This window comes from Clostridium sp. DL1XJH146 (assembly GCF_054819755.1).
The window spans coordinates 19,568-34,263 of the sequence record NZ_JBTVVN010000001.1; the positions used below are offsets into that span (position 1 = coordinate 19,568).

Annotated in this window: 11 protein-coding genes; 9 read left to right on the forward strand and 2 right to left on the reverse strand. The window is 28.4% G+C overall.

The genetic code is table 11. The features are described from left to right. Window positions 1-2: 2 nt before the first annotated feature. Window positions 3-1,973, reverse strand: coding sequence for a BMP family ABC transporter substrate-binding protein (locus tag ACVHXK_RS00100; RefSeq protein ID WP_461204298.1), 1,971 nt, complete (start codon window positions 1,971-1,973; stop codon window positions 3-5). A gap of 211 nt (window positions 1,974-2,184) precedes the next feature. Here ACVHXK_RS00100 and ACVHXK_RS00105 point away from each other — a divergent pair, with 211 nt between their 5' ends. Both ACVHXK_RS00105 and ACVHXK_RS00110 read left to right on the forward strand, forming a co-directional pair. Further along, entirely contained in the window at window positions 2,185-2,685 is a 501-nt protein-coding gene (locus ACVHXK_RS00105) for a dCTP deaminase/dUTPase family protein (RefSeq protein WP_461204299.1), read from the forward strand. Window positions 2,686-2,747: 62 nt separating this feature from the next. Next, window positions 2,748-3,338 carry a metallophosphoesterase family protein gene (locus ACVHXK_RS00110; protein WP_461204300.1) on the forward strand — a complete coding sequence of 197 codons (591 nt, stop codon included), beginning with the start codon at window positions 2,748-2,750 and terminating at the stop codon, window positions 3,336-3,338. Window positions 3,339-3,357: 19 nt separating this feature from the next. Here the strand turns inward: ACVHXK_RS00110 and ACVHXK_RS00115 are convergent, their stop codons facing one another. Then, window positions 3,358-3,768: a C-GCAxxG-C-C family (seleno)protein gene (locus tag ACVHXK_RS00115; RefSeq protein WP_461204301.1), complete on the reverse strand. Its 411-nt coding sequence runs from the start codon at window positions 3,766-3,768 to the stop codon at window positions 3,358-3,360. 201 nt (window positions 3,769-3,969) lie between these two features. Between ACVHXK_RS00115 and ACVHXK_RS00120 the strand changes: the two genes are divergently transcribed. The 7 genes from ACVHXK_RS00120 (at window position 3,970) to ACVHXK_RS00150 (ending at window position 14,445) form a co-directional block, all read left to right on the forward strand. Next, window positions 3,970-5,874 (forward strand): sigma-54-dependent Fis family transcriptional regulator, encoded by a 1,905-nt coding sequence (locus ACVHXK_RS00120; protein WP_461204302.1) that lies wholly within the window; start codon window positions 3,970-3,972, stop codon window positions 5,872-5,874. A 202-nt stretch (window positions 5,875-6,076) separates the two neighbouring features. Continuing rightward, on the forward strand, window positions 6,077-7,243 hold the full coding sequence (locus ACVHXK_RS00125; RefSeq protein WP_461204303.1) for an iron-containing alcohol dehydrogenase: 1,167 nt from the start codon (window positions 6,077-6,079) through the stop codon (window positions 7,241-7,243). 234 nt (window positions 7,244-7,477) lie between these two features. Continuing rightward, window positions 7,478-8,545 (forward strand): histidinol-phosphate transaminase, encoded by a 1,068-nt coding sequence (gene hisC / locus ACVHXK_RS00130; protein WP_461204304.1) that lies wholly within the window; start codon window positions 7,478-7,480, stop codon window positions 8,543-8,545. 73 nt (window positions 8,546-8,618) lie between these two features. Then, window positions 8,619-8,753 (forward strand): hypothetical protein, encoded by a 135-nt coding sequence (locus tag ACVHXK_RS00135; protein WP_461204305.1) that lies wholly within the window; start codon window positions 8,619-8,621, stop codon window positions 8,751-8,753. Between the two features lie 234 nt (window positions 8,754-8,987). Continuing rightward, entirely contained in the window at window positions 8,988-10,943 is a 1,956-nt protein-coding gene (locus ACVHXK_RS00140; RefSeq protein WP_461204306.1) for a DNA gyrase/topoisomerase IV subunit B, read from the forward strand. 30 nt (window positions 10,944-10,973) lie between these two features. After that, window positions 10,974-13,868, forward strand: coding sequence for a DNA topoisomerase (ATP-hydrolyzing) (locus ACVHXK_RS00145; RefSeq protein WP_461204307.1), 2,895 nt, complete (start codon window positions 10,974-10,976; stop codon window positions 13,866-13,868). Between the two features lie 13 nt (window positions 13,869-13,881). After that, window positions 13,882-14,445 carry a glycerol-3-phosphate responsive antiterminator gene (locus tag ACVHXK_RS00150; protein WP_461204308.1) on the forward strand — a complete coding sequence of 188 codons (564 nt, stop codon included), beginning with the start codon at window positions 13,882-13,884 and terminating at the stop codon, window positions 14,443-14,445. Window positions 14,446-14,696 lie beyond the last annotated feature (251 nt).

Consider the following 14,696-nt stretch of genomic DNA (forward strand, 5'->3'; position numbering starts at 1 on the left):
TTTTATTTTTCAATTATTAAAGTGCTTATTTTTTGGTCTTTTCTTATATGTTTAATAGTATCAGGGATATCACCTACAATGCCTTTAACAAACCAGGTCATATTTAAAAGATCATCGTATGAAGCAATAATATTTTCTTCGATTTTTAAGTTATTTTGTTGATCAAAAATTGGCCCTGTAAATGGGTGATAATCTTTTCTTATTATCATTTTCCTAAATAGCTTTACTAATTTTTGAGTTTGATGTGGTACAAATTTATTTGAAAAAATAATGTCTACAATACCTGAATCAATACCTAGCCAATAGTTGATGAGCTTTGAGTTTTCTTGCCATACTTCAAATAGACTTTTGGTACCAGCAGAAAGAGTAATATTTATGAAATTTTCATAAAAATTTTCCCATAGTAATATCATATTTGCAAAGTGAGAAAACATTAAACTTTCTTCATTGGTGCCTGTATAGTCCAATGAACATAATCCGTACTGATGTTTAGCATCCCCAGGAACAGGAATGGCATGATAGAATACTATATCACAGTTTTTATTTTTTAATTTATTTCGTATGTTGTCTTTATTAGAAATATTTTGTTCATCATATGACCAATATACATGTACTTTTCCTTTTGGATTTACAGTCTGAACTCCTAAGGTAAAAGCGTTAATTTCAGGTATTATCTCTCTAACAGGGTAATCAGCTATATACCCAATAACATTGCTGTTAGTAAGAGAGCCTGCAATTAGACCAATTAAAAAACTAGCTTCATAAATTCTTGCATAGTAATTAATGACATGTTTAAATGAATATCCTTCTGCACAATTTAAGAATTTCACATCTGGAAAGTTCAAAGCTGCTTTTAAAGTAATATTTTTGTATATAGGGTCAGTTGTGAATATTATTTTGCAATCATTTTTTACAAGCTTTTCTATATAAATATATCCATTGTCATCTGAAGGAACATTTTCAATAAATTCTGTGAGAATTTCATCTTTGTATTTTTCTTGTATAAATCTTCGTGCAGATTCCTGTGCGTATGTTAATCCCCATGAATTAACATCTTTATAATAAATAAACCCAATCTTAAGTTTGCGTTTTGGTGTTACAAGATTAGTTAAACTTTTAAGCATATTTTTTTTAGGCTGCGCTAATGGTTCTGAAAGAACTTTTATTTGAGGATTAATATTGATAGCTTCAAGTTCTTTTATCAAATTTTCTATTGTTGTTATATTTTTATCTTCTATAAATTCTTGTGGGATACCATATAGTTTTATATATTCTAGTATAGCATCTCCTGTTGTTATGGGTAGATTGTCGCCACCTGATTTTTTATATAGATTTCTAAAAGGTTTATATACATAATTTTCAAAGTGTTTAAATTTATTTGAATATATAGATAAATCCGGTGTATAGTTATCAAAATAATTTGTAAGTTCATCAAAACTTTTTTCATTTGAAAACCAAATTGATGATATAGAAGTTATCTTTTGAAATTCCATAAATTTGTAATAGTTGCATATTGTTTTGTTAGATGGGTCGTATTTTGGAATTATTCGTGTAACATTACCATGAAAAGAATATGCATCGATAAATTTGAGAACACTGACTCTTTTATTTCCTTCTAATACATAAAACCAATTCAAGTATTCATAGACTTTAATTGGTTCGCGAATTCCTTCTTCTATGTGGCTTTGATATAGATGAACCCATTTATCTTTGAATTCACTATTTTTATCTAAAATAGGCATAAAGTTAGATGCAAATATATTTGCTCTGCTGAAAAAGTATGTTCCAACAATTTTTTCTAGAGGAATCTCTATTAAACCAAGATATTTTTCTGAGTCAATATTGGTATTTTTAATAATTCTTTCTAAGGAAGGTAAATATCCACTTTGGCCTTTCGATAGCATATTCATATACTGGTCTTTCCCTGTTTTGCTAGCTTTTATATATGCAATATTAGCATCTTCTATAATCATAGTATTACCTCCAATGAAAAATATAGTTTGTTGTGCATTCTTACTATTATATGATTAATTGTTTTAAACTTGCTAATAATAGTTTATTATAATAAGTAGAAAAATAAAAGATATAAATAATATTTTTATTATATTAATCAATAATATTAATATGTAGTAATAATTATGCAGGATTTGTATAAGGAAAATATTAAAGAAAAGAGGATTATAAATGAAAAAAGTAAGAGGATTCGAAAAAATTAGTTTTAAACAATTCAAAAATGATATTGATATGTGTGAGAATGATTATAACATAGTATATTCTAATTATAGTTTACCTAAAAGGGCTACAGATAATTCTGCGGGATATGATTTTTATGCATTATTTGATATTAAATTGAACAAAGGAGAATCGATTATTGTCCCTACAGGCATAAAGGCATACATGTTAGTTGACGAATGGATTGGAATATATATAAGGAGTAGCTTAGGGTTTAAATATAATATAAGATTAAAAAACCAAGTAGGGGTAGTGGATTCTGATTATTATAATAACAAGAAAAATGAAGGACATATATTTATAGCCATTGTTAATGAAGGATATAAAATATTAGAAATAAAAAAAGGAGAAGCTTTTGCACAGGCAATATTTAATAAATTTTTGCTGATTGATAATGATATTCCTAAAAATGAGTTAAGGGTTGGGGGAATGGGATCTACAAATGAACAATAACTAGGGAATAATAATTATATAAATTAAGCATTTTTCACAGTTATTTAAGGAAAGGAGAATATATGAAGATCTTATTACTTGGGGATGAAGAATCTGGATATATATGGGACCATTTTGATAGAGATGTTTTTAAAAATATTGATTTTATAATTTCCTGTGGTGATTTAAAACAAAGTTATTTATCTTTTGTAGTAACAATGATGAATAAACCTTTATACTATGTTCCAGGTAATCATGATGTATCTTATGAAGAAAAACCACCTGAAGGTTGTATTAATATACATAATAAAATTATTATACATAAGGGAATTAGAATTTATGGGTTTGGTGGAAGTATTTGGTACAATGGCAATAAATATCAATATAAAGAGAAAGAAGTACACAAAGTTATAAAAAAGAATAGGTTTAAGTTTAAGAAGTCAAAAGGGATTGATATATTGGTATCTCATTCGCCAGCACTTGGTTTAGGTGATGGAGATACTAATGCACATAAAGGATTTTCTTCATTTAAAGAGTTTATTGATTTATATGAACCAAAATATCATTTTCATGGTCATCAACATTTAAATTACGCAATGCAAGATAGAATAATAAAATACAATAATACAACAATAGTAAATGCTTATAATTATTATATATTGGAATATAAATAAAGCGAGGAGATTCCTCGCTTTATTTATTAAGTTCTTTACATATCGTGTTATCTAGCAATTCAGCAGTTGAGTACATTAAATCATTACAACCGAATTCTTCTGTTCGGTAAATATCTTTTAAATTCTCACAATGTTTAAATTTATGTTTTACCCAAAAACCATCTATGAATTCTTGAACTATTTCTTTTAAATGCTCTGATTTGTGAGCTGATTCCTCCACAAACATAATTGATAAAACGGCAATAGAACCTGTTATACAACCGCATGTTTCGTTAGCATACATTCCACCACTAAATCCTGCCATAGATTTTAAAGTGTCTTGGCTTAAGTTTAGATTATATTCTTCGTTTGCTGCATAAAGCATTGTTTCAGAACAACTTAAATCATACAAATCTTTATCTCTATATTTCTGCATAGTCTCTTTTAACATAATAAGCCTCCTAGTTTTCTAAGTTTGTTTCTATTCTACACTATAATTTCTACATTGTGAATAGTTTGGACATATTGTTACCTTAATAAGGGAAGCTAATTAGTTTTTACATAGAATAAGCAAATAAATATGGTATTATAGTATTGAAAAAAATTTTTTTTAGAACAATATTATTGATATTATTATACAAAGGGTGATTAAATGAAAAATCATAAAATGATAAATGATGAACTTCATAATGAAATTATTAAAAGGTCGCATAAAAGAAGTGAAAAATATGGTGTAGAAAAAAATAGAGTATTTCCTAAAAAAATGATACAAGGAAAAGAAATATCTAATAATATAAAGAAAAATGAAAAATTAATAAATATTGCAAAAGATGCTATGTATTCAATTGAAGCCTTTCTTGAAGGTTCTAATTTTTTTATTCTTTTAACAGATAGAGAAGGTTGTATTCTTAATATAATGGGTAATGAAGAGATAATTGAGGAAGCTAAAAAGTTGGATATGGTAGTAGGGGCATATATGGACGAAAAAAGTATTGGTACTAATGCTATGGGGACAGCTATTAGGGAAAATATTTCAATACAAATTTCTGCAAAAGAACATTTTATAACGGCATACCATAAATGGACGTGTTCAGCTGCACCTATACATGATGAGTTTGATAATATAATTGGATGCTTAAATCTTACAGGGAGTTATACAGGTGTTCATCCACATACGTTAGGACTTGTAACAGTAGCTGCAAATTATATAGAAAAAAGTCATAAGGTATCTATAGTTAATGAAAGATTTGTTGAAATTTATGAATATTTAGATTCAATAATTGATTCAATCAGAGAAGGTATAATCGTAATAGATAAAAATGGCAAAATTAAAACTATTAATCAATATGCTTGTAGTATGTTTGGAATTAGAGATGAATTTATTATTAATAAAAGGGCAGATGATATTTTACCTCACTGGGAAAAATTATTTATAACTTTAAGAAATGAGCAGAAGATTACTAATAAGGAATATTCACTTGATGGGGCAATTAAGGGTACATTTAATATGGATATTACTCCAATTGTTCTGAATGATGAAGTTGTTGCAATGGTAGTCTTATTGAAAGAAATTGAAAATGTATTGAATATAGTTAAGAAATACTCTGGATATCATGCAAGGTATACTTTTGATGATATCATAGCTCAAAGTGAAGAAATGAGAGTAGTTAAAGAATTTGCTAAAAAAGTAGCTTTAAGTCCGTCTACGATTTTAATTCAAGGAGAAAGCGGCACAGGTAAGGAATTGATGGCTCAAAGTATACATAATTATAGTGCTTATAGTGATGGGAGTTTTGTTGCAGTTAACTGTGGAGCTCTTCCTAAAAATTTGATAGAAAGCGAATTGTTTGGGTATGAAGACGGTGCTTTTACAGGTGCTAGAAAAGGAGGAGCACCAGGAAAGTTTGAATTAGCTAATGGAGGTACTATTTTTTTAGATGAGATTGGAGAAATGCCTTTAGATATGCAAGTTAAACTGTTAAGAGTATTGCAGGAAGGTAATATTAGTAGAGTAGGTGGAACGAAAGTAATAAAAATAAATACAAGAATTATTGCAGCTACAAATAAGAATTTGTATGAAGAAGTTAGAAAAAAAACATTTAGAGAAGATTTATACTATAGATTAAGAGTGATTCCTATAAACCTACCTTCTTTAAGAGAAAGAAAAGGAGATTTAGGGTTGCTATTAAGACATTTTCTCCAAAATAAAGCTTACAAATTAAATAAACCAATACCACATATTAGTGATGATATAAAAAGAAGAATAAAGGAATATTCATGGCCGGGGAATATAAGGGAATTGGAAAATTTTGTTGAAAATCTCGTTAATTTAGATGGCAAAACATCTTTTGATATAGAAGAACAAAATATTTATAAGCCAAAGGAGGTTGAATTTGGTAATGAAGATGTAAGTTTGGAGGAATTAGAAAAAAAATATATTATACAGTGTCTAGATAAGTATGAATACAATATCTCAAAAGTAGCAAGAATTCTAAAAATAAGTAGAAATACATTATATACAAAGATGAAAAAGTATAAAATTCAATTAAATATTTAAGCAAAATGGTCAGAAACTGAACAGTGTCCTGAAATTGAACATCAAATGCGAGTGAAAGTGTTCAATTTCAGGACATCGAAAGTTTGTTTGTTATTTATCTAACGAAGAATGACATGGATAGTGACTTTTAACTTTGATAATTTTGGCACGGTACTTGCTATATATAATTGCATAATTAAAAGATAACGGGGAGGAATTAAATATGGCAAGATTTACATTACCAAGAGATATTTATTTTGGAGCAGGTTCAATAGAAAATTTGAAAACTATAAAAGGTAAAAAAGCAATAATTGTAATGGGCGGAGGCTCAATGAAAAGATTTGGTTTCTTAGATAAAATTGTAGCAAATTTAACAGAAGCAGGTATAGAAACTAAAATATTTGATAATGTTGAACCAGACCCATCAGTTGAAACAGTTATGAAAGGTGCAGAAGTAATGAGAGACTTCGAACCTGATTGGATAGTAGGAATAGGTGGAGGTTCACCAATAGATGCTGCTAAAGCTATGTGGATTTTTTATGAATATCCAGAATTTACTTTTGAAGAAGCAGTTGTACCATTTGGTTTACCAGAATTAAGACAAAAAGCTAAATTTATTGCTATACCATCAACTAGTGGTACTGCTACAGAAGTTACAGCTTTCTCTGTAATTACTGATTACAAAGCAAGAATTAAATATCCTATGGCAGATTTTAATATAACACCAGATATAGCTATAGTTGATTCTGATTTGGCTCAAACTATGCCACAAACATTAACTGCTCATACTGGTATGGATGCAATTACACATGCCATTGAAGCCTATGTTGCTTCAGCAAGATCTGCTTTTTCTGATCCACTTGCTCTACAAGCAGTAAAAATGGTTAAAGAAAACCTTTTTGCATCATACAATGGAGATAAAGAAGCAAGAAATGAGATGCACTTAGCGCAGTGTATGGCTGGAATGGCGTTTTCTAATGCATTACTAGGAATAGTACACTCTTTGGCTCACAAAACTGGTGCTGTATTCCACATACCTCATGGTTGTGCTAATGCAATTTATCTACCATATGTAATCCAATATAACAGAAAAGCTTGTGAAAGTAGATTTGCCGATATAGCTAGATACGTTGGATTAGAAGGTTCTACTGATGTAGAATTAACAGATGCACTTATAAACATGATAAAAGAAATGAATAAAGAATTAAATATTCCTTTGACATTAAAAGATTATGGTATTTCAGAAGAAGATTTTAAAGAAAATGTTAAATTTGTAGCAGAAAATGCTGTATTAGACGCATGTACTGGTTCAAATCCAAGAGAAATTGATGCTTTAACTATGGAAAAATTATTAACTTCTATCTATAACGGAGAAGATGTTAATTATTAATATTGAGTAGCTAATTCATAGAACACACACACACACACACACAAATATAAATCATAAAAGTCTCCAATGGAGGCTTTTGTGGTTTTTTGTTAAAATCTATTAAGATATACAAAAAATAAAAGAAACTTGTCCAACAATAGATTTTCTTATATAATTAAATTAAATGGGGAAATTTGAAATATGCAATTATGTAAAATTAAAATAATGGGCTAAAAAGAAAGGGGCAAAAATAAAATGAGTAAATATTGGAGTGAATTAACAAAGAAATTAATACCTTATATACCAGGTGAGCAGCCAAAAGATAAAAAATATGTTAAATTAAATACAAATGAAAATCCATATCCACCTTCACAAAAAGTAGCTAATGCAATAAAAGAATTCGATAGTAATGATTTGAGACTTTATCCAGATCCAGATGCATCAATATTAAAAAAGACTATAGGGAAGTATTATTATTTAGATGAAAAAAATGTTTTTATTGGTAATGGATCAGATGAAGTGCTTGCTTTTGCATTTATGTCTTTTTTTCAACCGGGTAAAAATATTGTCTTTCCTGATATAAGCTATAGTTTTTATGAAGTTTATGCAAATATTTTCAATATAGATTATTTCGAAGTACCTCTTGAAGAGGATTTTAGTATTAATATTGAAGGATTGTATAATTCTAAAGGAGGAGTATTGGTTCCAAATCCTAATGCTCCAACAGGGATAGCTTTAACAAAAGAGCAAATCATACAGATTTTAGATAATAATAAAGATGTTGTAGTTATTGTGGATGAAGCATATGTTGATTTTGGTGCTTATTCATCTGTAGATTTAATAAAAGAATACCCTAATTTACTAGTTGTTCAGACGCTCTCTAAATCTAGGTCTCTTGCAGGTATGAGAGTTGGATATGCTATGGGACATGAGGATTTAATTATTGCTTTAGAAAGGGTTAAAAATTCTATCAATTCATATACTATTGATAGATTGGCAGTAGTTGCCGCTGTTGCAGCCATTGAAGATGATACATCTTTTCAAAAAAATAGGGAGGCAATAATTAAAACTCGAGATTTTGTAAGTTTAAGGTTGAAAGAAATTGGTTTTAAGGTTCTGGATTCAAAAGCTAATTTTATATTTATTTCTCATAATTCTATTGATGCTGAAATATTATTTCAAGAATTGAAAAGAAAAGATGTACTTGTAAGATACTTTAATAAGAAAAGAATTGATAATTATCTTCGAGTAACTATAGGTTCTGAAGAAGAAATGAAGGCGTTTTTAGAGAATATTGAAATAATAGTAAATGAAAATATATAACATTTAAACTTAATAATTATATAATAGTATTATAAAGCAATTTAAAAGAAGGATAGTAGTGAGGAATTGCTTAGTGATTTATATTAAATTGGTAGGAATTTCTTCTTTTGTTATTTACTTTGTGTATTTATGCTTAGATAGTGGTTTTATTACTAAAGAAAAGGACAAACCTTTAATTTTTAAAGATGAGAAAATTAAGAAAAAATAACGATTAAATAAGCTGATGAAATGAATTATAAAAGAATAGTTTATGTTAACAATAGTAAAAATATAATAGATACTTGTATTAATCTTAAAAATTGGGTAAAATATAATATAAAGCTTAATAAGAACGAGAGTTCTTATTTTTTTATTGTACTTGTATAGGAAACTAATATATAGTAATTTACAATTAAGTATCTAGGGTAAATAGAAAGTTGATATTCATAGGTGGAGGTATATTATGAGCATAAGTGAAGAGAAAAAGCAGTCATATGAAGTTACTGACTTAACTTCTTTAGAGAAACTTGAACCAGTTAGAGTTAGGCCAGGAATGTACATAGGTTCTACTGGGCAAAAAGGACTTCATCACTGCATATGGGAGATTTTAGATAATTCTATCGATGAAATATCTAATGGATATGGTGATAAAATAACTATTTTTTTAAATAAAGATAATAGCGTTACAATTGAAGATAATGGGAGAGGGATTCCTACTGGAATCCATCCTTTGAAAAATAAATCCGGTGTTGAAATGGTTTTTACAGAATTACATACAGGTGGTAAATTTGATAACAAAAACTATAAAACTTCAGGAGGACTTCATGGCGTAGGTGCAGCAGTTGTTAATGCTCTCTCAAAATGGCTTGAAGTAGAAGTTAAGCAAAAGGGTCAGATATTTAAACAAAGATTTGAAAATACTTTTGATAAAGAATTTAACAAGGAAATGCCAGGAACACCTGTATCAAAATTGAAAATAGTAGGAAAAACGAAAGAGACAGGAACTAAAATAACTTTTATGCCTGATGATTATATATTTAGTACTATTAAATTCAAATTTGAATTAATTGATGAGAGATTGCAAGAACTTGCTTTTCAAAATAAAGGGATATTATTAGAGCTTATTGATAAGAGAAAAGATGAAGAGATTAAAAAAACGTATTTTTCTGAAAGAGGTTTATTAGATTTTATTGAATATTTAAATGAGAGTAAATCAGTATTAAATAAGGAGCCAATTTTATTAAGTGGTGAGAAAGAAATAAATGATATAAATTTATTCAGTGAAATATGTATTCAATTTACTGATTCATCAACTGAAAATATTGCTAGCTATGTTAATAATATACCAACTTCGGAAGCGGGGACTCATGAAACTGGTTTTAAAGTAGGTATGACTAGAGCGTTTAAAGAATGGTCTAAAAAGCTAAATATTGTGAAAGAAAAGGACAAGGGTTTTGAAGGGGACGATCTAAGAGAAGGAATGACAGCTATCATTAAGATCAAAATAAGTGAACCTATATTTGAAGGTCAAACTAAAACTAAATTAGGAAATAATGAAGCATATACTTTTATGAATGAAATTTCATACTCTAAATTGTGCGAATGGATTGAGGATAATAAAGAAATTGCATCAGCGATCATAAATAATGCAGTTGCGGCAGCTTCAAGAAGAGAGAAAATCAAGAAAATTAATGAGGCTGAAAAAAAGAAAGTGGGAAAAGGAACGGCACCTCTTGCAGGAAAAGTAGCTTTATGTACTTTGAAAAAACCAGAACTTTGTGAATTTATAGTTGTTGAGGGAGATTCAGCAGGAGGAAGTGCAAAACAAGCAAGAGACAGAAGGTTCCAAGCTATTATGCCTTCTAAAGGTAAAATTATGAATACAGAAAAACAAAAAATTGAGAATGTTTTGTCAAGCGATGAGCTAAAATTATTTAATACAGCTATTGGCACTGGTGTTTTGGATAACTTTGACCTAAAAGATTTAAAATATAATAAAATTATTATAATGAGTGATGCAGACGTTGATGGTTACCATATTAGGACTCTTTGGATGACGTATATTTATAGGTATATGCGGCCTTTAGTTGCTAGTGGACATCTTTATATTGCGATGCCACCTTTATATAAAGTTTATAAAAAGAGTAAATCTAAAGAAGAAGTTATATATGCTTATGATGACAAAGAATTAGAAAAAGCAAAGAAAAAACTAGGTAAAGGTGTTCTTATTCAAAGATATAAAGGTTTAGGAGAAATGAATCCGGACCAACTATGGGAAACTACCTTGAACCCGGAGACAAGAATACTGCAACAAGTTACAATTGAGGATGCTGTTAAAAGTGAAAAAATGGTATCTTTACTTATGGGTGATATTGTAGAGCCAAGAAGAAATTATATGTATAAGTATGCGGAATTTTAATAAGATTTTACAATAGAAAGAGGTATTAATATGGCTAAGAAAATAAAAGAAATTCCTATAGATAAAAATATAGTAAGAGTACCACTCTCAGAAGCAATGCCGGACAACTATCTACCATATGCTGTGGAAGTTGCAAAAGAAAGAGCATTGCCGGATGTTAGAGATGGACTTAAACCTGTGCATAGAAGAATATTATATGGTGCCTATAAATTAAAAGCCCTTCCAGATAAACCATATTATAAATCAGCCAGAATAGTTGGAGATATTTTAGGAAAATATCATCCGCATGGGGACACATCTGTTTATGATGCAATGGTTATTTTAGCACAGAAATTTGCCACACGAAATCCTTTAATTGATGGTCATGGAAATTGGGGGAGTATCGATGGCGATAACGCTGCTGCAATGCGTTATACTGAAGCTAGGTTAACAAAATTGTCCATGGAAATGATTGGAGATATTGAAAAAGATGTAGTTGATATGCAATATAATTATTCTGATAGTGAGCTAGAGCCAAAGGTGCTACCAGCAAGATTTCCTAATCTCTTAGTCAATGGTTGTTTTGGTATTGCAGTAGGTTTAGCTACAAACATACCACCACATAATCTGAGTGAAGTTATAGAGGGCACTATCGCATATATAGAAGACAATAATATTTCGACAGAAGAACTTATGAAGTATATAAAAGGACCAGATTTTCCTACTGGAGGGACTTTAATTGGAGAAAAATCTATCCTCTCGGCGTATAAAAAAGGAGAAGGAAAGGTAACACTAAGAGCGAAAACTGATATTGTAAAATTAGAGGACGGCAAACCAGCTGTAGTAATAACAGAATTCCCGTATAGAAAAAATAAAGCTAGATTATTGCAAACTATATCTGATATGACAGCAGATAAAAGATATTCAAAATATTTAGAACCTATATCTGATATAAGAGATGAATCAGATAGAAATGGTATTAGGGCGGTTATAGAATTTAAAAAAAATACAAATACTGATACTGTAGAAAAAGTTAGAAAGTATTTATTTAAAAAAACAGATTTGCAATGCAATATAAGTTTTAATATGGTAGCAATTGCAGATAATAAGCCTAGAACTCTAAATCTCAAAGAAATAATAACATATTATGTTGAACACCAAAAGGATGTAATTACAAGAAGAACAATAAATGAATTAAAACTTGCAGAAAGTAGATTTCATATTGTAGAAGGTTTTATCATAGCTATAGATATAATGGATGAAATAATTGCAACGATAAGAGCTTCAAAATCAAAAGTTGATTCAGAAAGAAATTTATGTGCAGAATATGAATTTTCTAAAGAACAAGCTAAGGCTATTGTAGAATTAATGCTATACAAATTAAGTTCACTAGAAGTTAAATCCTTCCAAAAAGAACATAAGGAATTATTACGCAGAATAAATCAATTAAAGAAAATACTTGATGATAAAAGAGAATTATTGAAAGTAATAAAGCAAGAATTAATAAGTATTAAGAAGGAATATGGCGATGAAAGAAGGACATTAATTTTCGAAAATGATGAGGAAGCTAATATTAACTTTGAAGAAATTATTCTAGAAGAAGAAATTTATGTTACTTGTTCAAAGGAAGGTTTTATTAAAAGAATTTCCGAAAAATCATATAAAAGGTCTAATGTTGATGTAAATGAGATTGAATATAGAGAAGGGGATGAAAATAAATATTTATTTAAAACTAACACAAAAAATCTAATTTTAGTATTTACAAATAATGGATATATGTATAAAATTAGGGGTATAGACCTTCCTGAGAAAAAATGGAAGGATAAAGGGATTAGGCTTGACGAAATGATTAATCAATTAGATTTAAGTAAGGATAAAATAATAGGTTTGTATTCAATAGATAGCTTTAAGGATAATAAATATATAAGATTTTTAACAGATAAAGCAGTATTTAAAATCACCAATCTAATAGAATTTAAATCGAATTATTCAAAATTAATGGCGGTAAGATTAAAAGATAATGAGAAATTAATTTCAATTGATATTCTTGACAATGATTTTCAGTCTTTAACACTTTCTATTACTACAAAAAGTGGATTATATTTTATAAAACAAATAGGAAATGTTGAGGCAAGTGCAAAAAATTTATCAGGAATAAAATTGTACGAAATATCAAATGAGGATATTGTTACCAATGTAGAATTTGATGTTGAGTATAATTATAAACGGTTTGATATTATATTTCATAATAATGATATAAGTTTTAAGAATAGGTGGAAAAAAGATTACATAAAGGTATTAACAGATACTGAAAGTACACTATTATTTTTCACAAATAAAGGGAATGCATATTCTTTGGATGCAAATATTATTAGTGAATCACAAAAAGATTGTATACAAATCAAATCCTTATTTTCTAATTTTGATGAAAAAAATGAGAAAATAGTAAATATTTATTCAATTTCATCTTTTGAAGAAGATAGTAGTTTATATTTTGTTTCGAAAAAAGGATTGATAAAAAGAACTATTTTAAGTGAGTTTAAATGTGAAAACTCTTCTATGGTTGCTTATAAGTTTAAATATTCTTATGACGAAATTATAAAGGTTGAAAAAGTGAATAATTCTAGTAGTAATACTAATTTATTTATAACAAAAAAGGCAATGGGTATAAAATTTGCGTTAGATTCTATTAATTATATGGGAAGAGTTGCATCAGGAGTGACGGGAATAAGCTTAAAAGAAGATGATGAAGTGATATTTAGTACCTTAGTTGATGAAAGCGATGAATTTATGGAAATGGGCAGAGGAAAAACTATTACAATTTATACTGAGGCAGGTTCAGTAAAAGAACTCGAATTGAACACAATAAAAAATCAAAACAGAGCTGGTAGAGGTAAGAAATTAATAATATTATCTTTAGAAGATAGCGTTATTAAAATATTATAATTGGGAGAATTTTATGAATAATTTGAATGAAATATTTCTAGAAAATCCTATAATAGGAGCTATAAAAAACGATAATGATTTAGAAATGGTTTTAAAATCCAATGCTAGTATTGTTTTTGTATTGTATGGAAATATAATGAGTATATCTGCTATTTGCAAAAAAATAGCTACTAAGGATAAGGTTGTTTTTATCCATTTAGATTTGATTGATGGATTAAAAGCTGACCATAGAGGTGTCGATTTTATTAAAAAATATGCTGATCCTTATGGTGTTATTAGTACTAAGACATCTAACATCAGATATGCAAAGCAAATTGGATTAAAAACGGTTTTGCGTATATTTGCGTTGGATTCATTATCATTATCGACTGGGTTAAAAAATATATATGATACTAAACCGGATGCTGTAGAAGTTATGCCTGGTGTTGCAAGTAAAATAATATCGTCAATAAATAAAAATATTTCGATTCCGGTTATCGCTGGTGGGTTAATACAAACTAAAAAAGATATTATGGATGCGTTATCATCTGGAGCAGTAGCAATTTCAACAACGAAAAATACATTATGGAATTGTTAAAAAAAATTAAAAAAGTATTTGATTTTTTGAGAAAAGTATAGTATGATTTAAGAGTAGCAAGATTAAATGTTAATATTTAGAAGATGCTTGCTAAAATTTTTAATAAATAAATATATAAGGCAGAGAATAGAGAGCCGTTTTAAAGAATACTTAGAACAAGTATATCTTTGGGACGGCTTTTATATTATTTTTTAGCTATATTTACAAACGTTTACAAATCACGCTTAGCCGGCAAGTGTGAGTAAATTATA

Excerpts from the sequence above, each read along its gene's own strand:
- ACVHXK_RS00140 (WP_461204306.1), top strand. The coding sequence starts at position 8,988 with ATGAGCATAAGTGAAGAGAAAAAGCAGTCATATGAAGTTACTGACTTA.
- ACVHXK_RS00120 (WP_461204302.1), top strand. The coding sequence starts at position 3,970 with ATGAAAAATCATAAAATGATAAATGATGAACTTCATAATGAAATTATT.
- ACVHXK_RS00105 (WP_461204299.1), top strand. The coding sequence starts at position 2,185 with ATGAAAAAAGTAAGAGGATTCGAAAAAATTAGTTTTAAACAATTCAAA.
- ACVHXK_RS00125 (WP_461204303.1), top strand. The coding sequence starts at position 6,077 with ATGGCAAGATTTACATTACCAAGAGATATTTATTTTGGAGCAGGTTCA.
- ACVHXK_RS00115 (WP_461204301.1), bottom strand. The coding sequence starts at position 3,768 with ATGTTAAAAGAGACTATGCAGAAATATAGAGATAAAGATTTGTATGAT.
- ACVHXK_RS00110 (WP_461204300.1), top strand. The coding sequence starts at position 2,748 with ATGAAGATCTTATTACTTGGGGATGAAGAATCTGGATATATATGGGAC.
- ACVHXK_RS00150 (WP_461204308.1), top strand. The coding sequence starts at position 13,882 with ATGAATAATTTGAATGAAATATTTCTAGAAAATCCTATAATAGGAGCT.
- ACVHXK_RS00100 (WP_461204298.1), bottom strand. The coding sequence starts at position 1,973 with ATGATTATAGAAGATGCTAATATTGCATATATAAAAGCTAGCAAAACA.
- hisC (WP_461204304.1), top strand. The coding sequence starts at position 7,478 with ATGAGTAAATATTGGAGTGAATTAACAAAGAAATTAATACCTTATATA.
- ACVHXK_RS00145 (WP_461204307.1), top strand. The coding sequence starts at position 10,974 with ATGGCTAAGAAAATAAAAGAAATTCCTATAGATAAAAATATAGTAAGA.